At 33.1% G+C, this 21,089-nt stretch carries 13 protein-coding genes; 6 read left to right on the forward strand and 7 right to left on the reverse strand.

Annotated elements, in window-relative coordinates; genetic code table 11:
- On the reverse strand, positions 1-3,712 hold a 3,712-nt coding region (locus tag LPB87_RS18155; RefSeq protein ID WP_230728803.1), incomplete at its 3' end, for a hypothetical protein.
- A 610-nt stretch (positions 3,713-4,322) separates the two neighbouring features.
- Here LPB87_RS18155 and LPB87_RS18160 point away from each other — a divergent pair.
- The 6 genes from LPB87_RS18160 (at position 4,323) to LPB87_RS18185 (ending at position 13,900) form a co-directional block, all read left to right on the forward strand.
- Entirely contained in the window at positions 4,323-4,646 is a 324-nt protein-coding gene (locus tag LPB87_RS18160) for a hypothetical protein (protein WP_230728804.1), read from the forward strand.
- 83 nt (positions 4,647-4,729) lie between these two features.
- The gene (locus tag LPB87_RS18165) at positions 4,730-9,109 is read left to right on the forward strand and encodes a CusA/CzcA family heavy metal efflux RND transporter (RefSeq protein ID WP_230728805.1); all 4,380 of its coding nucleotides are present in this window, start codon (positions 4,730-4,732) and stop codon (positions 9,107-9,109) included.
- Between the two features lie 4 nt (positions 9,110-9,113).
- Entirely contained in the window at positions 9,114-10,244 is a 1,131-nt protein-coding gene (locus LPB87_RS18170) for an efflux RND transporter periplasmic adaptor subunit (RefSeq protein ID WP_230728806.1), read from the forward strand.
- Between the two features lie 580 nt (positions 10,245-10,824).
- Entirely contained in the window at positions 10,825-11,805 is a 981-nt protein-coding gene (locus tag LPB87_RS18175) for an AraC family transcriptional regulator (RefSeq protein ID WP_230728807.1), read from the forward strand.
- Positions 11,806-11,807: 2 nt separating this feature from the next.
- A complete protein-coding gene (locus LPB87_RS18180; protein WP_230728808.1) occupies positions 11,808-12,812 on the forward strand; it encodes an AraC family transcriptional regulator in 1,005 nt (334 codons plus the stop codon).
- A gap of 155 nt (positions 12,813-12,967) precedes the next feature.
- Positions 12,968-13,900 carry a type IX secretion system membrane protein PorP/SprF gene (locus tag LPB87_RS18185; RefSeq protein WP_230728809.1) on the forward strand — a complete coding sequence of 311 codons (933 nt, stop codon included), beginning with the start codon at positions 12,968-12,970 and terminating at the stop codon, positions 13,898-13,900.
- Positions 13,901-14,103: 203 nt separating this feature from the next.
- On the opposite strand, the gene LPB87_RS18190 is transcribed toward LPB87_RS18185, so the two are convergent.
- The 6 genes from LPB87_RS18190 to LPB87_RS18215 form a co-directional block, all read right to left on the reverse strand.
- Positions 14,104-15,162: a linear amide C-N hydrolase gene (locus LPB87_RS18190; RefSeq protein WP_230728810.1), complete on the reverse strand. Its 1,059-nt coding sequence runs from the start codon at positions 15,160-15,162 to the stop codon at positions 14,104-14,106.
- 414 nt (positions 15,163-15,576) lie between these two features.
- Entirely contained in the window at positions 15,577-16,005 is a 429-nt protein-coding gene (locus LPB87_RS18195) for a helix-turn-helix transcriptional regulator (protein WP_230728811.1), read from the reverse strand.
- Positions 16,006-16,149: 144 nt separating this feature from the next.
- Positions 16,150-16,881, reverse strand: coding sequence for a YARHG domain-containing protein (locus LPB87_RS18200; protein WP_230728812.1), 732 nt, complete (start codon positions 16,879-16,881; stop codon positions 16,150-16,152).
- 22 nt (positions 16,882-16,903) lie between these two features.
- Entirely contained in the window at positions 16,904-17,695 is a 792-nt protein-coding gene (locus tag LPB87_RS18205) for a DUF6794 domain-containing protein (protein WP_230728813.1), read from the reverse strand.
- A 327-nt stretch (positions 17,696-18,022) separates the two neighbouring features.
- Positions 18,023-19,573: a hypothetical protein gene (locus LPB87_RS18210; RefSeq protein WP_230728814.1), complete on the reverse strand. Its 1,551-nt coding sequence runs from the start codon at positions 19,571-19,573 to the stop codon at positions 18,023-18,025.
- A 644-nt stretch (positions 19,574-20,217) separates the two neighbouring features.
- Entirely contained in the window at positions 20,218-20,955 is a 738-nt protein-coding gene (locus LPB87_RS18215; protein WP_230728815.1) for a hypothetical protein, read from the reverse strand.
- Positions 20,956-21,089: the final 134 nt, after the last annotated feature.

Raw genomic sequence — 21,089 nt, forward strand, 5'->3', positions numbered from 1 at the left:
TTTGTGTGTTTAGCGTTACAGTAGCTTTGGCGGTTAAGGTACATGGAGCTGTTGCATTTACAGTATAGGTATAAATAGTCCCAATAGTAGACCAAGTACCACCAGCATCGGGTGTTCCTCCAAGTTGAGCAAACAATTGCGCATGAGTAGGGACAGATCCTGAGCACAATTTCAAAACTCCGTTAGTTCCTGCATTAGGAGCTTTTTGTATGGTAATGGTTTTAGTTACTCCAGTTATAATTTGACTACAGATACCATCTGTACTATTTGTTAAATTCAAAGTTGTATTTGAGGTTGGTGATGGAATCGTTACCGTTACTGAGCCCGTAGTTCCTATTACAGCAGTTCCAGAAATAGCTCCAGTATAGCTTACAAGATCTCCCGTTGTTCCTGTTATTGTAAAAATAGCATCTGACCCTGCACAAATGGAGTTAAGACTGGTTAAAGTTGGAACTGTTAGTAATGAATAGGCTCCTGTGACTGTAACTATTGCAGGAAGTGAATTACAACCTCCATTAGCAGTATTGGTTACCATTAAATTATAAGTTCCTGCTGAGCTAACAATTGGATTTAGTGTTGTTGCTCCACTAAGGATTGTACCATCGGTAGTAGTCCATTTATAGTCAATACCTGCACCGGTTGTCGAACCAGTACCGTCTAATGTAACAGAAGGGCTGCTACAGGTAATTACTGCAGTGTTAATGGCTTTTGCTATTGGAATAGAACAAATAGGCGCTGTATTTGTCTGACAAGTTTTGCTTTCGACTTCAAAGCAAGTATTAGAAGCTCCTATAGGAATTATAGAAAACAAGACATTATCTGAAGGCTGTAATGAGGTTACATCATAGGTTAACACGTTACCAATAGTTCCAATGTTTTGTACTGGGTTCGTATTCACCTGATAAGAAACAGAATAATCAGTAGCACCTGAAACAGCTTCCCAATTAAACGTTATAGTACTTTGCGTTTGAGTGCCACAGGTAATTTTGGGCTTTATTATTGAATTTACAACAACTTCTATCTGCTTTTTTTTGATTATATCTGTAACACCATCACAATCTTTACTGGTACAGGTCACTTCATAAGTGCCTGCGTTTATGGCTTGTGCGTTTGTAATGTTTGGATTTTGAATTGCGCTAGTAAAGCCATTTGGACCTGTCCATGAATACGTAGTGCCAGATGGGAGTGTACCATTTACGCTTAGATTGATAGTCTTATTTGCACAAAAAGAAGCTGGGGTAACAACAGCGGGATCAAGAACAACAGCTGGGGTAACTGTCATATTTTTGGTTCTTGTAATTAAACAGTCGAAAGAACTGATTTCTAAAGTATAAAGACCCGCATCTGCAGGCGTAACAGCAGAGATCGTATATTTTTTTGAAGTAGAAACTACCGTTCCTAAAGGATTTATCCATTTGTAGGTAATTCTGGAGTCGGTATCCAAATAATCCGGGAAATTATTTTTTATTGTAAAATCGGCTGGGTATCCTTCACACAATACATCAGGCATGGACTCGGTATAAAGAATATCATCAAAATCATCTACATTAAACAAGAACATTTGTACTCCAGAAACAGTACTACCATATGTGATATTTCTAAAGTCAATTTTTTGAGGCTTTGAACAATCATTATTGACATAAATAGCGTGTACTTTTCCAGGTTTAGAATAGCGTGTATCTGTTCTTCCTGCTTTAAACTGAGTTTGAGTTTCAGGAATAGAGGTCCATAAACGAGAAGCGATAAGAGTACCATTATTTATAGTAATAGCGGCTTCTTCACCTGTTAATGGAGTTACTTTATTTTTTTGTTCTACATACATTTTGCCTAGAACGGGAGAATCACTATTATTTCTTACACCAGCATACAAACCGTCTTTATTGATGAATCCGTTACCATGCAGCCGATAGTATTTACCTTTAACAGCCCCTGCAGATTGAAATTCAATATTATAAATGTATAAACCAGTTGTTTGTATTTTATAAATAATTCTGTCTGCATTAAGTCCCAATCCGTTGTACCAGCTTCCATCATTTATTCCACCATTTGTGATGGCGGGATCCGCAGAAGAGGTGTACAGTCCATGACCGTCTATCCCTGTTGGAAAACAGGGGGTACCCGTTAAAGAAGGAGGTAAGCATGGGCCTTGATTCGGTCCATAAAATCCTGAATCATTGTTTCTGAAATTTAGAGTATTACTAATGGTTCCTGTGGTATAATTTACGATATTAATTTTTCCAGGTAAATTATTAAGCTGATGAAACCATCGTTGAGTTATGTTTCCTGAAGCATCCAACTTGTCCCATGACCATTCATTTCCTCCTGGTAAGTTTTGAGTTTCAATCAAGTGAATCCTATTGTCGTGAGACATATCTCGCGCACCAGCAGCGCCTTGAAAACTGAGCATATGCACTTTTTTTCCAGGTACTACTTTGCAATCCAAAATTCGTTGTTTGTCTATCCACAAACTTGTTTCTTTCTCTTCAACTTTAGGGAGGACTGTCTTAAAAACATCCACAAGTAAGGCACGAGAAGTTAACAGGGTATGATCAGCATTCATTCTTTTGTAATATTCGGCATTGAATTTTTTGAAAACATCAACATCTTCAACATACATTTTATAAAAAGCGGCTGCACTAGTACCATAACGTTCCCAATGTGCACCAATACCCTGATCACTTGACCAAAAATCGGTAGTGGTGAGTTGCGGATGATTCTGAAAATCATAATCCCAATCAAAGGCATATCCGTCTTCATGTCCCCAATGTTTGTTCAAATAAGCACTGCTAAGGGGAAAGTAGCTAGGGTAAGTTGCAACAAATTTATCCATGACAATTTGCGCTACACATTCTGCCATACCTTCTTCGAATCCACTTAAAGTATTTTCGTAATGCCAAAGATTGTTGGAAGACAAACACACATTATCACGCCAGGCATGTAAAAGTTCGTGAATCATTAAACGTGGCTGAGTCATCTTGCCATAAGCATCGGCTGTATATTGAGTAGAAATCCAGTTAGGACCGTTGTAAAAAGTGTTGCTACCAGAAGCATTACCATCATTAATGACATTTACTGTATAAGAATGAGATGATGGGCCATATACTTGTGTTATAATCGGAATCACTTTGCTGTAAAAATCCATCATATTGCTTGCTTGCCAATTGGCAAAACCGCCTAGTCCATTGATTCCAAATTGCGTCTCAACAGAAACATTCACTATGTTGCCAGCTGTACCCAGATTTTCCCATGTGAAATTTAATGGACCAATCACCGTATCTGTACTGCCATTAAATAAGTGAAAGTAAAAGTTTTGTCCTTGTGCAAATGTTGTTCCTAAGGCCAGAGCTGTTAAACGTAATTCTTCATAACTATATCCGTAGGTTGTTTTATCCAGAGAGTTTAAACCTTGACTCCAGCGAATATTTTGCGAATTTGGACCATTGGGAACTGAGCCTGTGCCGATAGAAAAACTTGTAAATCCTCCTGTTTGCCAGTTTACAAAAGCGCTATGAATGCTTTCAACTCTGCCTGTGACACCAGTAGCTGCCACGGCTTTTGTTTTGCTATTCAGGTTTGATTTAATAGCTACGGGAGCAGGAATAATTGCTGGTTTACATCCCATTAGCGTATTATTGGTTTGAGGCACTTGTATTTGAGCAGAAAGTGAGAAGGAAAAAAAAGCAAACAAGAATAGGATGTATAATTTTTTCATTGCATAAAATTGTAGGTTAATCGACAATGAGTATGTTTTATCGAAGCATTACAAAATTAGTTTTGTTATGAAAATAAAATAGTTGTAAATTAATCAATATTGGTATTAAATTAACATTATTTGTATGATTATCGCATGTTTTTAATGTTAAGTTCAATGTTGATGTTTTATTTTGCTGTTTTTATTGGAGGATTAAAAATGCTTTTAATGACTTTGTCAAAGAAATTGCTATTTATTAAGCGCACTTAACTTAAGAGGAAAGACATAAATTATATGTATAAAAAGAACTGAAAACAGAAGTTCATTTCTTTGATATAATGACTATGTTAATTTAAAATACGTGAAACATTTTCTATAATAGTACAAAAAAAGATATTGCTATGTGTTAAAGATAATGATGTGTGATTTGTTAATATGTTGGTAATGGTGTTGCTTTTTTTGTAATTATGGTATTAAAAATGAAATTTTAGATTGTTTGTGTTTGTGTAATCACAAAAATGGTTTGAATGCTACTATTGTTAAGAATCATTTAGGGATAAAAGTTAAATTTGTTGAAGTGAAAAAGATTATTATTTACATATTCATTTTTTTAATAACCTCTAATATTGGGATGTTCCAGCAGTTCTATAAATTGCCGGTATTGTTTCAGCATTTTAAAGAACACAAAGAAATAAATAAAGTAAGTTTTATTGATTTTTTAGCCATGCATTATTGGGGTGATGATTTAGACGATGATGATGGTGATCGCGATATGCAACTTCCTTTTAAAAATATAAGCGGTTATTCCTTACATCTTGTATTTATACCTACAGACAAACAAGCTATTTATATTCCTTTTACTATTAATCTAACAGAGACTAATAGTATTCCTTATACCTGCAATTTACATGCTAACCCCGCTTTATTTTCGGTGTTCAGGCCTCCTGTAGCATAATTTAATTTTCAAATTTTTATTATGGTTAAGACATTTTATATGTTTTAGCCATTGCATTATTATTTCTAAAATTAAATCAAGTTATGCTTAATAAGATAATACAATTTTCAGTTAAGAATAAACTGGTAATTGGCGTTTTTACATTGCTATGGATTATTTATGGCGTGTACGAAGTGACTCGTTTACCTATTGATGCCGTTCCAGACATCACAAACAATCAAGTACAAATTATTACAACAGCTCCATCTCTGGGAGCAGAAGATGTTGAGCGTCTTATAACCTTTCCGATAGAACAGGCAATAAGCAATATTCCGCAGCTGAAAGAAAGCCGTAGTATTTCCCGCTTTGGACTATCGTTAGTGACTATCGTTTTTGATGATGACACCGATGTGTATTGGGCACGCCAGCAAGTTGCTGAGCGCTTACAGAAAGTAGAGATAGACGAAAATGCTAGTACGCCCGAAATGGCGCCTGCTACAACAGGACTGGGCGAGATATACCAATATGTTGTAAAGCCACAACCGGGGTATGAAGCCAAGTATTCTCTAGAGGATTTAAGAACAATTCAGGACTGGACCATTAGAAGACAACTTTTAGGAACCCCAGGAATTGCCGATGTAGCCACTTTTGGAGGAAAATTAAAGCAATATGAAATTGCAGTAAATCCAGCACGATTAAAGGCTCAAAGCCTTACAATAAAAGAAGTTTTTACAGCATTAAGTAGCAATAACGAAAATACAGGGGGGGCTTATATTGAGAAAGGACCAACAGTACTTTATATCCGAAGCGTAGGACTTACTAAGAATATAAATGATATTCAGAATATTATTGTCAAGAATACACAGGCAGGAACACCAATTCTTATAAAGGACATTGCTGATGTAAAAATGTCTTCGGCAATACGATACGGAGCATTAACAACAGACGATCTAGGCGAATCTGTAGGCGGAATAGTGATGATGCTTAAAGGAGAAAATGCTAACAATGTTATTGTAAATGTAAAGAAACGCGTTGCCGAGATCGAGAAAATCTTGCCAGAAGGTTTAAAAATAGAGCCTTTCTTAGATCGTACTAAAATGGTAGATAATGCTATTGGTACCGTTCAAAAAAACCTTATTGAGGGAGCGTTGATTGTTGTTCTGGTATTGGTATTGTTTTTAGGAAATTTAAGAGCAGGCTTTATTGTAGCATCAGTTATTCCTTTGGCAATGCTGTTTGCAATTATCATGATGAATACTTTTGGAGTAAGTGGTAACCTTATGAGCCTTGGAGCACTTGATTTTGGTTTAATAGTAGATGGAGCAGTAATTATAGTCGAAGCCATATTGCATCATTTACACAGTACCAAAAAGTATAAAGGAATAGATACGCTTTCGCAAGAAGATATGGATAAGGAAGTCACAGGATCGGCAGGGCGAATGATGAATGCGGCTGTATTTGGACAAATAATTATCCTTATAGTATATCTTCCTATACTTTCGTTGGAAGGAATAGAGGGTAAAATGTTTAAACCAATGGCACAAACAGTTGCCTTTGCCATTCTAGGAGCATTTATACTATCACTTACTTATGTGCCAATGGTTAGTTCGTTATTTATCAGTAAGAAGATGAACCATAAACCAAATCTTTCAGATCGAATTATGGCAAGGCTAGAGTTCTATTATGAAAAATGGTTGTCTAAGGCATTAAGAGTAAGAAAAGGGATTGTAATTTCTGCATTTGTTTTATTTGGAATCGCATTGCTTGTGTTTTCAAGAATGGGAGGAGAGTTTATTCCACAGCTAGAAGAAGGAGATTTTGCAGTAGAAACACGTTTGTTATTAGGAACAAACCTTTCGACAACCACAGAAACAATTCAAAAAATATCAGTAGCCCTTAAAAGCAAATATCCAGAAGTAGAAAAGGTAGTTTCAAGAATTGGAAGTGCTGAGATTCCTACAGATCCAATGCCTATTGAGGGAGGAGATATGATTATTGTTTTAAAAGACAAATCAGAATGGACAAGTGCTTCTTCGTTTCCAGAGTTGGCAGATAAAATGACAGAAACAGTAAAGCAAGTAGCTCCGGGAGTTACTACAGGTTTTCAATTTCCAGTTCAAATGCGTTTTAATGAATTAATGACTGGAGCAAAACAAGATGTTGTCTGCAAGATTTATGGAGAAGACCTAGATAAGCTTGCCGTATATGCAGAAAAATTAGGAGCCATTGCTAAAACAGTAGATGGAGCCACAGATCTTTATGTGGAAAAAGTTACCGGAATGCCCCAGATTGTTATTGATTATGATTGGGCAGAAATGGCTAAATACGGGATTTATGTTTCTGATATAAACAAAACAGTAAACGCCGCTTTTGCCGGAGCAGTAGCAGGTAGTATTTATGAAGGAGAGAAACGCTTTGACATGGTGGTTAGAGTAGAAGATAGTGGTCGAAAAGATATCTCAGATGTACGTAATTTATTGATAGCAACTCCTACAGGAATGCAAATTCCATTATATCAGGTAGCATCAGTAAAAGAAATAGAAGGCCCAAATCAAATACAGCGAGAAGATGCCAAAAGAAGAATTATTGTAGGGTTTAATGTCAGAGGCCGTGATGTAGAATCTATAGTTGAAGAATTACAGAAAAAGGTAAGCAGCCAAATAAAATTTGATCCAGGTTACTATATTACTTACGGAGGTACATTCGAAAACTTGCAAGAAGCAAAATCACGTCTGGGGGTTGCCGTTCCAGCAGCATTATTAATGATTTTAGCATTATTATATTTTGCATTCCGATCTTTAAAAGAAGGAATTATAATTTTTACAGCAATTCCTTTGTCGGCTATTGGAGGAGTATTTGGACTTGCCTTGCGTGATATGCCATTTAGTATATCTGCTGGTGTTGGATTTATTGCGCTCTTTGGAGTAGCGGTACTAAACGGAATTGTTTTAATATCCGAGTTTAACCGATTACAGAAGCTTGGCGAAATTACCGATGCGGTACAAATTATCATTACAGGAACAAAAAACAGGTTACGCCCCGTATTGATGACAGCTGCCGTTGCTTCTTTAGGTTTCCTGCCAATGGCATTAAGTAATGGAGCAGGAGCAGAGGTACAGCGCCCGCTGGCAACAGTAGTTATTGGTGGACTTATCACGGCAACGCTTCTTACGTTGTTTGTGCTGCCATCTATTTATTTAATGACTTATCATACCAAAGTATTTAAGAAAAAAATGAAAAAAAATAAAATTGATAAATTAGTATTGTTACTCGTTGGTTTATTTATTACCGCTACAGTTCAGGCGCAACAATTACCAACATCATTAGAGCAATCTTTATCTATTGCAATTCAGAATAATAAGAGAGTAAAATCGGCTCATCTAAATGAAAAATCAAAAGAGCAACTCCAGAAATCAGCTTTTGATATTCCGAAAACTTCGTTAGATGCCGATTATGGTCAGTTTAATAGTCGACTGAATGATAGCCGTTTTGGAATTAGTCAAACTTTTGCTTTTCCGACAGTGTATAGCAATCAGAAAAAAAACCTAACAGAAAACTATAATGTTGCTAAGGCAGAATCGCAAGTAACAACACAGCAAATTAAATCGAATGTGAGGAATCTTTTTTACTCTTACATCTGGCTAAATAGTAAAAAAGAATTGCTGACATATGCAGACTCTATTTATAGATTAATGGAACAAAAGTCGGATTTGCGTTATAAGACGGGAGAAACAAATGTGCTCGAAAAAAGTGCTTCACAATCTGCCAGACAATTTTATACCAACCAGCTTACAATGGTAAACAGAGATATCGATATTGCAATTCGATCTTTTAATGCTGTTCTTCAGGATAGTATAACTCATATTCCAGCTTCAGGAAATATTAAGAATGATTTTAATATCTCGTTAGATGATAAATCTAATATAACTGAATTGCCAGAGGTTAAGCTTTCAAATCATATGGCCACTGCGGCAAAATGGAAATGGAAAACCGAACAGGCTAAGATGTTACCCGATATTACATTGGGATATAATAATTTAAGTATCATAGGTACGCAAACCAATAATGCAGGACAGGATGTGTATTATGACCGCAATAATAGGTTTAGTTATGTAAATCTGGGATTGTCTATTCCGTTGTTTTATTCCAGTCAATCGGCACGAAATAAAGCAGCTAAAATAGAATATGAAAATTATCAAACAATAACAGAAGCAACAAAAATTGAAATAAAAACTGCCATTACAAATGCTTTAAGCGAGGTCGAAAAATACAAAGAGAGTTTGCATTATTATGAAAGTGATGGACTTAAAAATGCATCAATTATTATAGATGCAGCCAATAGCCAATTAGAAAATGGAGATATTGATTATCTGCAATGGGTTATGGTGGTAAACCAAGCAATAACAATAAAAAATGAATATCTCGATGCGGTTAACAGTTATAATAAAGCAATAGTTAACCTTCAAACCCTTAATAATTTATAATATAATGAAAACATATATAGCCACAGTTTTAGGGATGTTATTTATAGTATCCTGCAAGAGCGATAAAAAAGAACCACAAAACAATATTGAAGCTAATAAGCAAGAAAGTAGTATTCAGTTAACTAATGAGCAAGTAAAGAATGCGGGTTTAGTTGTGGGGAATCCTCAAGAAAAAAACGTAAAAGGAATATTAAATCTTCAAGGAACTGTTACAGTGCCACCCAAAAGTGTGGTAAGCATAAGTATTCCGCTAGGAGGATATATTAAAAAAACCGATTTAATAGCCGGAATGAACGTTAAAAAAGGCCAATTGCTTGCAGTAGTAGAAGATATGCAATACATACAGTTGCAGCAAGATTACCTCACAGCTAAAGAAAAGTTTCAATTGTCTCAAAGTGAGTACAACAGACAAAAAGAACTTAATGCAAAGAAGGCAAGTAGTGATAAATTGTTCGAACAAACAGCTACAGAAATGCAAACGCAACGTATAAATATGGCTTCATTAGGGCAGAAATTAGCGTTACTAGGAATTAATGTAAAAACACTTACAGCATCTAATATTAGCAAAACAGTAACTATACTTTCACCAATAAACGGATTAGTTTCAAAGGTAAATGTAAATGTAGGAAAATATATTTCGCCTACAGATATGCTCTTTGAATTAATGGAAACAAGTGATATAGTACTTGTTATGAGTGCTTTTGAGAAAGATGTGCACTTACTTTCGGTAGGACAAGCAGTAACCGCTTTTACCAATAGCAATCCCTCTAAGAAATATCCAGCAAAAATTGCTTATATAAATCAAAGTCTTAATGGTGATAGGGCAGCTGAGGTTGTTTGTAAAATAAAGCAATATGATAGTTCATTGCTTCCGGGGCTTTTTATAAATGCCGAAGCAGAATTTGAAAATGAAAAAGCACTTACAGTACCAGAAGATGCTGTGGTAAGATGGCAAGGAAAGTTCTTTGTTTTTGCCCATACAGGTAATAATAATTATAAAATGATTACTGTAGTTCCTGGAACGATTAATGAAGGGTATCGCCAGATTAAGTCTGATCTAATAAATTCATCATCAAAAATCGTTACTAAAAATGCTTACACACTTTTAATGACATTTATGAATAGTGGAGAATAACCACATTATAATGGTGGCATAATACAAAGGGTAGTCTATAAGATTACCCTTTTTTTATTTAGGCCAAATGCATAAGAAAATCGAGGAAAAATTGAATACTATAATACTTCCTTGTAGTAGTGATATTTTCAATTTAAAAAGATGAATTTTAAACAAAATCACCTCTAATCTGATATCATAAATTATTTATTTTGAGATTGTAATATAAATAATGTTAAAGAAAGCAGTAAGATTCAGCAGTTTAAATTTTTATTATATCAAAAAATAAAAAATTAACCATATTGTTTGCTTTAAAGTTCTTTTCATATTGTTTTCCTATATTTTTTTTTATATTTACTTTAAAATAAATACGATTTTAAGCCTATTTTATATAGTCTTTATACGTATTATTCCATTTAAGCTTCTAGTGTTTTAAGGATAAAAAATAAAGCAACCTGGTTTAAAAATCTCCCCCACATGATTTTTAATGATGTCTATTCCATGAACACAATATAACAGGATTACATCATTAATTATATTTTTTTTTAAGAGTATTAATGCAAAACGTACTTTGTTTTGCGAAAGATTTAAAGAGATTACAATGAAAAAAATTACGCATCATTATGGAGTAGAATTAGATTGGGTTGAACCACTTGCAAAAGAGTTAGAAGGAAAAATTGATGGTAATTTTATTTTAGTGCCAGATTATATTCACACAGGAAACAGGTATTTTTTAAATTGTGATCCTGATATTTCAGCGCTTTATTTAGATGTTGTATACAATTCAGAAATTCATTTAAGACAAGAAAATAAGACAGATGATTTTATAGGGATATATTACGATCTTACAGACGGACAAGCCGCCTTATTATCTGATGATATTGTAAATCGTATTGGAAGATGGAGTTATAATATGGCTATTATTGATAGTGCATTATGTTCAGATTATATTATAAAATCTGGGAGTAAAACATACGGGCTTTACATTTTCATAAAAAAAGAGGCCATTAAGGGGTATTTTAAAAATAATCCTTTAATTGAAAACCATATAGATAGTATCCTTAATTCTAAGACAAACTCGATAATTCGATTCACCAGAATGAGTAATAAAAGCTATAATCTTCTGATGAGTTTGAGGTCTAAAAACCTACAAGAAATATCATTCGAATTTCATTTGAGAGGAACAGTACTAAATCTTATTGCAGAGTTTGTAGAGCAAATGATTTTTGATGAGGTCGTAATTGATACTATCGATGACAATGATTTGGCTAATATTATAAGATCAAAAGGTTACTTAATAGCAAATATAAAAAATACTTTTCCTAGTATTCCTTTCTTGGCACATGAGGTAAATATGTCAGTATCAAAATATAAAAAACTCTTTAAAAGAATTACAGGAATGACTCCGAACTTTTTTTTCATGAACAATAAATTGCTTGAATCCAAAAAGCTTTTGGAAGAAAAAAAGTTGACAATAAGTGAAGTTTCTGAAGAGTTAAATTTCTCTAGTAGTTCGTATTTTATTACAAAATTTAAAGAATCTTTTGGGATGTCTCCAAAGAATTTCATTAAACAACTTTAATAATGATAGAACTTAGCCATACGTATACTTTAACAGCTGATTGGCAAAAGAAATTAACCAAACAACTTGTTGAGCAGTTTGGAGCGGAGTTAATTGATGATAAATTGCTACTCATGCCTAAGAGTTTAGCCGATGGAAGTTTTTATTATACAGAAGTTGTTCCGGGGTTATCTGTTGTAATATGGGATTTAAGATTTAAAAAACCAATTAAAATAAGAAGATATAAATCTGATGAAGATTTGTATCTAATCCATTATAATTTTACTGATGGAATGAATTTGGTTGATAGTAAAGAAAGAGATAAAAAAATAGAATATAAAGCAGATTTTGCACTAGGAGTCTTTGATAATGTTATAGATAAAACTTTCCAACCGGTTATAGGCGAACGTGTTTTTGCTATGCGATTGTTAGTTAGCAAAGAGTTATTTAATTTTTCGGTTATTAACAGAGCAAAAAAAGAGTTTGATAAACGGAAAGCAAAAAAAAATAAAAACAGTGTTTTCTTTTATGATACTATTGATAGTGAGAGTATGCTTATTATGCATGCCATTAAAAACAAATCCTTTCAGGATCCCGCCTTTGATGTTTATTTAAGAGGAGTAACGCTTAGGTTACTGGGAATTTTTATAGATCGTTATTCTAATCAGACTCCAAAACTTCATTATGTACCCGAAAGGGAAATTGAATTTTTAAATTTAACTAAAGAATATCTATTAGATAATTTATCTGGAAATTTTCCTGGAATCATACTTTTGGCCAAGATGGCAAATATGTCTGTTTCAAAATATACCACTCTATTCAAAAAAATGTTTATGAGTACACCCAATAATTTCTTTATGAGAGAGAAATTGGTTCTCGCTAATAAACTGCTTAAAAGCGGCGATTATGATTCATTAATACACGTTTCAAAAGAATTGACTTTTTGTACATTAAGTTATTTTTCTTCCAAGTATTTACAGCAATTCGGAAGAAAACCTTCAGATGATTTTGTTAAAATTTCTCTTTGAGTTTCCTTTGTTTTCGCTAACTCACCCATTATTTATTTGGTTTTCAGTTGTTTATTTGCTTTGTAAACATGTTGAAAAAAAGGCTTGTCGTGCTATTTTTTAACCGTATTATGTTGTTTAAAAAGTGTTACTTGCGCGATAAATTATTATACCACATGAAAAACGCAAAATTAATCTTAACACTGCTAATTCTATTAATATACAATGCAGCTTCTGCACAAAGAGAAGCACAGTTTACGCAATATATGTACAATACCACAACGATTAATCCAGCCTATGCAGGTTCACGCGAGGCAATGAGTATTTTTGCTACACACAGAAACCAGTGGGTTGGGTTAGATGGTGCGCCAGTAACAAATGCAGTATCTATTAATGCACCAATAGAATTGACAAATGTTGGATGGGGAGCATCGATCATCAATGATAAAATTGGTCCAATGTCAGAGAACTCTATTTCGGCAGATTTCTCTTATACGATACACACTTCAGATACTTATAAGTTAGCCTTTGGATTAAAAGGAACTGCAAATCTGCTTAATGTAGATTTTACAAAACTTGATATCTATAATCCTTCAGACGCAAGATTTCAAGAAAATATCGATAATAAATTTTCTCCAAACATAGGAGCGGGGGTATATTGGTATTCAGATGTGTCATATATAGGACTATCGATTCCTAAAATGTTAGAGACAAGTTATTATGACAAAAGTGCGGATAATACAGCTTCGAGTTTTGTAGTCAAAGAACGAATGAGCTACTATTTAATGGCAGGTTATGTTTTCGATTTAGATTATAACTTAAAATTCAAGCCTTCCATGTTAGCAAAGGTTTCTAGAGGAGCTCCTTTACAAATGGATTTATCTGCAAATTTTTTCTACGATGAAATATTCACTGTCGGAATTGCCTATAGATGGAGTGCAGCTGTAAGTGGAATGGTAGGATTTCAGGTGTCAGAAAGTCTAATGGTTGGATATTCGTATGATGCAGAAACAACCAAGCTGGCTAATTATAATTCAGGTTCACATGAAATTTTCTTTCGCTATGAAATTTTTAATAGAATTAAAAGATCAAATTGTCGATGTTTTTAATTTGGCAGCAATAGTTTAAGTTAGCTCCGTTGGATTCAATTTATAAAAATGACATTTAACACATAGAGCAACGAAAATAATTATATACAACTGTTTATAATTTAGAATAGTATAAAAAAGCTTCTTTTTAATTATTAGAATTGAAAAGAAGCTTTTTGTTTGTATCAAGTTTGTTATAGGAAACGTATTCTTAATTTGTTATTTTATATTCCTATAAAAGTAAATGGCTTTGTAGTAATAAAGTTCTGAGAAGTTTCTCCGGCATAAGTTTCGTTTTTGCTTACGCTTAGTCTTTTAACTGGAGCATTTTTGTTGAAATTAATTTTCTTTAAATCGACCCAAAAAGTATTAGGCGTCTGAACAGTTTCAAAGTAATAAACGAGGTTTTTTTGGTCAGCCACAGATCTCCATCTTGTTGAAGAAATATTTGGTTCAGTTTCAGAAGAAATCCCGAAAGGAACAGAGCAATTTCGGATAACGCTAAAAACACTAGCAATAGAGGTACGGATATCTGAAGTTTGTGGAATTGCATTGATATAAAAAGAGGCTCTTGCATATCTGTCGGCTGCACGATTAGTTCCTGGCAGCATAATAGTTCCCGGAATGCTTTGCCAGTATTTATTAATGGCCAATTGTTCCTCAAACAAAGGCGAATTAGTCATTACGGTATAAGAGGCATCATGATGTATTACAAGCTTTCCACCCACATATTCAAAAATTGCATTATCACCCGAGGCATCAGAGATAGAAAGATGTAAGGTGGTGAATTTTGTGGTTCCAGGTATATAATCAGATACAATAACAAAGTCTTCTTTTCTTAACTCATCTACTGTTTCTTTTACGTTGGCAAAGTTATCCAGCACATATTGAGCCCAAGCCGAGATAGTAATCCCTTTAGAAGAGCTCTGAGGGTTAAATTTTGGGTATTGGCTTTCTGCTAGCCATAAGACATTTGCAACAAGTCCCTTTTCATTGATTCCATCGGTTGTAGCAATGTCCCAAGCACTGGTTATTACGCTTCCGTATTTAGAAGTCCACTTAACGGAGTTTTTACCAACGTTTCCGTCTCTTTGCATTCCTCTTGGGAAAATCCAAATATTAGCATCAATTTCATCTTTCCAGTCCATGGAGCGAGCTGTGATTACAGTGTTTAGAGGACCTTTATAGACAACTCTGGTACAAGGATAAACTTCTGGTGACAGAATAGTTAAAAATAGTAGAGAAAGTACTATGCTATTTTTTAGGGTTGTGTGTTTTCTCATAAAAAAGGGGGTAGATAGTTAGTATGTTTTTTCTAATAATTTAAGTAAAGCTAATTTACGTAAAAAAAGAAGCGCTTATTTTTAAATAGTAAGATAAAAACGAATAAAAACGAATAAGTTTCGATTCCTCTATAATAATTATCATTTTTCAGCCCACAAAAAAAGCCTAACCAATGGTTAAGCTTTTATATATTATCTAATTTCTTAGGGCAATTAGGGAGTCAGTTTGTTTCTGTTGTAAAAAATTATTTACCGTATAGTACCGAAGCTTCAGGATTCTCAAAAAAATACGTTTCACTTATTTTAAAGACACTTAGCTAGCTATGTGAAAGAAATGTATTTTTTTTTGTATTCTTTTTTTACGCATAAAATCTATGTTTCTATGCGTTAAAATTAATCACACTAACGAGCAATCTATTTGTTTTGAATCAATTTTTCTAGTCTCAACATCATTTCGTCTTTTTCTTTAAGCATACGCTCATAAAGGACTATTTTTTCGTCATATAGCTGAACTATTTTATCAATGGGATTGAATGCACAATCTACATAATTTGCATTGTTGTTTAAAGTTCCATTACCAGTGTTAGCGCCTTCATAATTGTTTTGAATATTTACAATAGCTTGCTCTTCATCAAAGTTTTCGATAGCTTCTACAGGTATTCTGAGTATTTGCGCTACTTGTTCTAAAATATTGATTTCTATAGTTTCCTTTTGTTCTAGTAGTGATATTTTTTTTTGGTTCCAGTCTTCTCCAAGTTCAAATGCAAGTGCCTCTTGCTTTATACCTAGCATTTCACGGAAACGTTTTATATTTCGACCTTGGTGTTTTTTTGTGTGTGTCATAGCGGTTGTTATGATATCAAAATTAATTATAATCTGTAGGAGTTAAAGGTACTAAAATACTTGTAAAAAATAGAGCTACTCTGTAAAATACAATTCTTATATGTTTTATTCGTCTAATACAAAGCCTCTGTTTAAACTAGCTTTTTATCCTGCAACGGCCAATCGTATAAATTTGAGTTTGCGGTTTGTAAATTCGAATTGCCAATTATACATATATTCATTTTCTGAGTGATAATCTGTAAATTCATTAAAGCCCTCAATTATTTTTGAATGTCCCGTATAATTATAGTAGATGTTTATGCTTTCGCCTTCTATTGAAAGCTCGTAAACAATTTTAACAAAGCCATTATCTTCCATCACACTATTCAGCCCTTTGCTTTTGTAATAATTGATATTGTCTAAATTGATTTTATTTAGCACCTCTTTCAGTGATTTCGGCTCATCAGTTCCCGTTTGACTTTCATAGAAAAAACCAAATTTTGATTTTAGCTCATTTGTTTTGTTGATTAAAACAAATTCCTTGAATAATTTTAGCTGATTAATCAGTTCACTGTTTTTTGCTTTTAGTGATTTTGTTGCTTCTTGTAAAAAACTGATATTTTGTTTTTCGGTTTCATTAAATACAACAGCTTTATTGTCGTTTTTTGATTTGTACCAGGATTTTTCCTCAAAATAATTTTGGAATCTTGAGTTTTCAAATTGATATCCATTTCGCGCAAAAATGGCATTGGTTAATAATCGTATTTCGTCAATACTTAAATTTTTTATTTGTTCGACTTTGATGATTTGCGTGGAGCAAGCGGAGCAGTCTTTTAGTGTTTGTGCCGTACCTTTAAAACAAAGAAGTAAAAAGGAGATGTAAAGGATTTGTTTCATTATAAAGCTTTAAATGATAATTTTATTCTTTTGGTTCCCAATCTTCATAACTAAACCAGGTTTGTTTTCCTTTTTTAATGTACTTTTTTGGATCGATCCATTTTTTAGTTTTCGGATTATAACTTATATGACCATCACCATCATCATATATGATTCCTTTTTTGTCACAAGTTTCAATAATTTTGACTTTGATAAAAAAATCTTTAGGATTTAATTCTGTGATAATTCCTTTAGCAATACAAACATCATCATCATATTTCTTTTCTTGTGCTTCACTGACAAATCCTTTTCGGTAATTGAATGTAATTGTATCCGAAATTTTATATTTAGTAAACTCTGTTTCTTTTATCTCTAAATCCGCTTTTTTTGATTTCTCCCAATAGTCTTTATAATATTGAACTTGTTCATCAAAATTTATTTCCTTGTTGTTTAAATATCGATAATAACTGTTCAAAATAATCCCAGACATATCATCAGGGTGGTATATTCCTTTATCATTAAAAAATTTTGAAAGTCTTGAGCCTCTCCAAAGTTGCCAATTGTTTCTCATCCACATTCCAAATCCCATATGTAATCTTGCAGAAAAAAATTCTTCAGATAGTTGTTTTAATTTAATTTTAGTACTGTCAGCCCAAAATATGTTTATTTGTTTAAAACTATCTTCTAAATCTATTGGGATATAAATACTATTTAGTGTGTCTGTAGTAAATCTAACTTTTTCTTCTTCATCCTCTTTTTGTTTTTTATCAACGGTTTGTCCAAAACAAATGGCGCTTGCAAATACGAGAAATAGGATTAATTGTAGTTTCTTCATGATATTGTGTTTAACTTTTTTACAAAACGTATCATCCTTCAAAGCATGAAAAAAACGCAATAGAAGTTTTTACAAATTAGCTTTGCAAACATAATTAAATAAGAATAAGTTTAGGATTTTTGATCCAATTATTTGGAATCGCGAAGTAAACATAAATAGTTTTAAAAAAAAAATAACACTTTGATTCTCTTGATGTAAACAAACTCAAAAAAAAACTCGGATCAGACTTTAATTAAAAAATCTAACCCAAGTTTGTCTTTTATTTTAAATAGAAATTATTTAAAGATTCTCTCAGCTTATCAATAAAACCTTCAGGAATTTGGATTTTTAAACCAATTCGCAGTCCATTTTTATTGAAGTTATTTTTTGCAAATGCTTTTCTATTTGGTATTTATTAAAGTTATCCCATTTTGGTGCAGTGCTTGTTTTTTGTCCGTACATCGCATCCAGGCAAACATTGTTGTCTTTGTATAGGTGATGTAAAACTTCTAAAATCTTAAAGAAAAATTCATCTAGCATTACGATTGCGTCAAATTCAGATTTCAGTGTATTGTAATTACTATCAGCAGGATTTAATAACTGTAGTAAATCTAAAATTTCGTTCTTTTCAGCTTCATTAATTTCAGCTAAATAACCTGTTTTTAGCGTTTTTACAACAAGATTATTCCAAGCAATGCTATCGTGCCCCCATTGTACATTAGGCAGGTTTAAGGAATGCTCACAAATTAAAAGAATTGATTGAAGCACATCATTTAAGTATTCCGTTGGAAACTCATCAAAGCTTCTGAATTCGAAACCGCTTTGGTACATTTTTTCCTGATTAAAATCAAGTCCTAGTTCCGAAAGCATTTCATATTGCATATCTGCTTCAATCTGATCGCGCCACCAAACGTTTTCTTCTTTTTCAAATTTCAGCAGTTTTCTAAAATCATCTACATTATAGGTCAGAATTTTGCCTTTTGGCATGGCTTTGTTATACGTTCCTACGCCTATATAACGTGACATGGCATTTCGCATAGAACCTAGAGTAAAATTTTTGTCTAAATTATATGTATCACTGATCACTCCCATAATGTCGGGACTTCCTAGAGTTGCTATAAAGAAGGGCTCAAACCATTGCAAGAGATAAATAGCATTAGCATGTGTTTTTTCAAAATTATTGTAATCAATAATCCTGCTGTCTTCAGTTAATGTTGGTAAAGTAATATGAAAATGATAGGTTCCAGTATTAAATAAAACCAGATTTTCCTGATTGGTCATAAACATATTAAGGCCATTGTTGTAATCTGGGAAATCTAATTTTTCTTTTAGTACAGCCGATTCATTAATTTTATCAATGAATAACTTTTTGGTTGCTTTTAATTCTTTGCAGGAATCAACTACTGTTCTGTTTTCAAAATATTTGGTTACAAACTCGATAGAATCTCCATCAAAATGTACAGAACCCATTGTTTTGTTCCTTTGGGTAATCATGCTCTGAATATTGTAGGGTTGCTCCTCAAGGAAAAGCTCCATGATTGATTTACCAAGGTATTCCGGATTTTCAATTGGCTGTACAGGTTCAGCAGTAGGGGTATCAACTAATGGAATTGCTTCGGCTAATGTTTTGTGCTGAAAGTTGATATCTAGTTTTTCTAGCGAATGACTATTCATCATTCTGCTTACTTGATAGTTTTCATTTACATCAAAAGCTTTTTCTAATACAGGAGCCAAGCTATCTGGTTTATAGCATTTTCTGTAGTCAATACTATATCTCTCAAAGCCAATTTTTTCTTGTATAAACGCACCAGTGACTATTAAGGGATCGGCAAATTGCAAGTAGGTTTCATTCTCTAATCCTATGCCCCAATAATACTTTTTTGTAGGTGTGTTTTTCATTTATACTAATTGTCTTTTATGTGATTAATTAAAATTTTTTAAAGCCTTTATTTTTATTTGGATATACGAGCTTAATCTGCTTAAAACAGGGACAAAACAATTTGTACGGATTAGCATAATAGATGCATCCATTTTAAAAAAATAACCCCAATCCAGTGTAATTTTAACACATAGAAGGATAGTTTAACATAGTCTAAAAAAGACGTTTTACTTAGAATAAAGCGCATAAGGCTATGCGAAAAAATATTTTTCTTGAATTGCCTTTGATTATCAATTCTATCCCAATAGCTATTGGAACTATGTTTCTATGTGTTGAATGCGTTTTCACGAATTGCACTCCAACGGATTTATCTTAATTTTTAAAATTGTAGAAATTTATATTTTGTCCTCAGAAACTTGCATTTGTATCGACTGAAAGATTGATAAAAAGGTAAAATTTTATAATGAAGTTATAAAATTACGATTGTCATTAATTGCTTTTATATCAATAATTTAAGCGGATGAATAGCTCAATTTTGATTTTGGCTATTCATGTTTTTTCCAAGTTGCAAATATAGTTCTTTTTTATGTGATTTGCAACTATGTAATACGTTGGTAATCAGTAAGTATTTTAATTCTTAAACAATCAAAGGGATTGTTTTTATTTATTCATGGTAATAAAGCACATAAGAGGAGTATAATTCATCATTCCACCAATCTTTTCTCTCCTCAGAAAAGTAGTTATGGTTTTCCTTCCCCGCTTGCGATTGGAGCGGATATACTACGATGCCATTCTCGCGATAGGCTTTATGTAAATCTGTTTCGGGAACAACGGGAACAATATGTCCAGAGAGTCCTTTTTGTCTTCTTTTGGCGCAAATTATTCCAATTCCGCCATTGGTATTTACTTTATTTTGAATTTCATCAACAGTATGCATTCTTTCCCAGCCAAAACTAGCGCCCCATTCTAAGAACCAATCATGTATAGCACTAGAGTAAATGCGGTCAACAGTTTGTCCAAAAACAGCTTCAACTTCTTGTCCTTGCAATACTTTTTTTAAAAACTCACCTGTCCACCAAACTGTAGGAAGATAGACTTTGCCGTAATAGCAATAATCGTATGAGTACACATTACAATACGTATCTTCTGGAGTTCTTTGATACCTAATATTATTTTCAACATCTAGTTTATTGATGAGTTGCCCAATACTTTCTTTTTTACTAGCTGCATCTGTTAAATTTCGATACGGAATACCAGAATCTATCATAGGTCTTTCTTTCCTTCTTGTAGAATCTAATTGAGATTGCGGATCAGGTAATAAATCAGCTTTCTTTATTAGGTTATTGGGTATTGGATTGTCTTTTAATGATACTATTTCTTCTGTTATGGTATGTTTTCCCATCTTGACTGCTTAAAATTAATTGGCTTTACGTTATAGATATTGACTATTTGTTCAACGTAATTTTGTGCGCTAAAAAGTAAATATAGGGATTTTAACTTTTCTAAAGGACTTGATAAAAGACAAATTATATAAAA

Source organism: Flavobacterium sp. EDS, from assembly GCF_020991525.1.
Classification (GTDB): Bacteria; Bacteroidota; Bacteroidia; order Flavobacteriales; family Flavobacteriaceae; genus Flavobacterium.

Excerpts from the sequence above, each read along its gene's own strand:
- LPB87_RS18160 (WP_230728804.1), top strand. The coding sequence starts at position 4,323 with ATGTTCCAGCAGTTCTATAAATTGCCGGTATTGTTTCAGCATTTTAAA.
- LPB87_RS18165 (WP_230728805.1), top strand. The coding sequence starts at position 4,730 with ATGCTTAATAAGATAATACAATTTTCAGTTAAGAATAAACTGGTAATT.
- LPB87_RS18170 (WP_230728806.1), top strand. The coding sequence starts at position 9,114 with ATGAAAACATATATAGCCACAGTTTTAGGGATGTTATTTATAGTATCC.
- LPB87_RS18175 (WP_230728807.1), top strand. The coding sequence starts at position 10,825 with ATGAAAAAAATTACGCATCATTATGGAGTAGAATTAGATTGGGTTGAA.
- LPB87_RS18180 (WP_230728808.1), top strand. The coding sequence starts at position 11,808 with ATGATAGAACTTAGCCATACGTATACTTTAACAGCTGATTGGCAAAAG.
- LPB87_RS18185 (WP_230728809.1), top strand. The coding sequence starts at position 12,968 with ATGAAAAACGCAAAATTAATCTTAACACTGCTAATTCTATTAATATAC.
- LPB87_RS18190 (WP_230728810.1), bottom strand. The coding sequence starts at position 15,162 with ATGAGAAAACACACAACCCTAAAAAATAGCATAGTACTTTCTCTACTA.
- LPB87_RS18195 (WP_230728811.1), bottom strand. The coding sequence starts at position 16,005 with ATGACACACACAAAAAAACACCAAGGTCGAAATATAAAACGTTTCCGT.
- LPB87_RS18200 (WP_230728812.1), bottom strand. The coding sequence starts at position 16,881 with ATGAAACAAATCCTTTACATCTCCTTTTTACTTCTTTGTTTTAAAGGT.
- LPB87_RS18205 (WP_230728813.1), bottom strand. The coding sequence starts at position 17,695 with ATGAAGAAACTACAATTAATCCTATTTCTCGTATTTGCAAGCGCCATT.
- LPB87_RS18210 (WP_230728814.1), bottom strand. The coding sequence starts at position 19,573 with ATGAAAAACACACCTACAAAAAAGTATTATTGGGGCATAGGATTAGAG.
- LPB87_RS18215 (WP_230728815.1), bottom strand. The coding sequence starts at position 20,955 with ATGGGAAAACATACCATAACAGAAGAAATAGTATCATTAAAAGACAAT.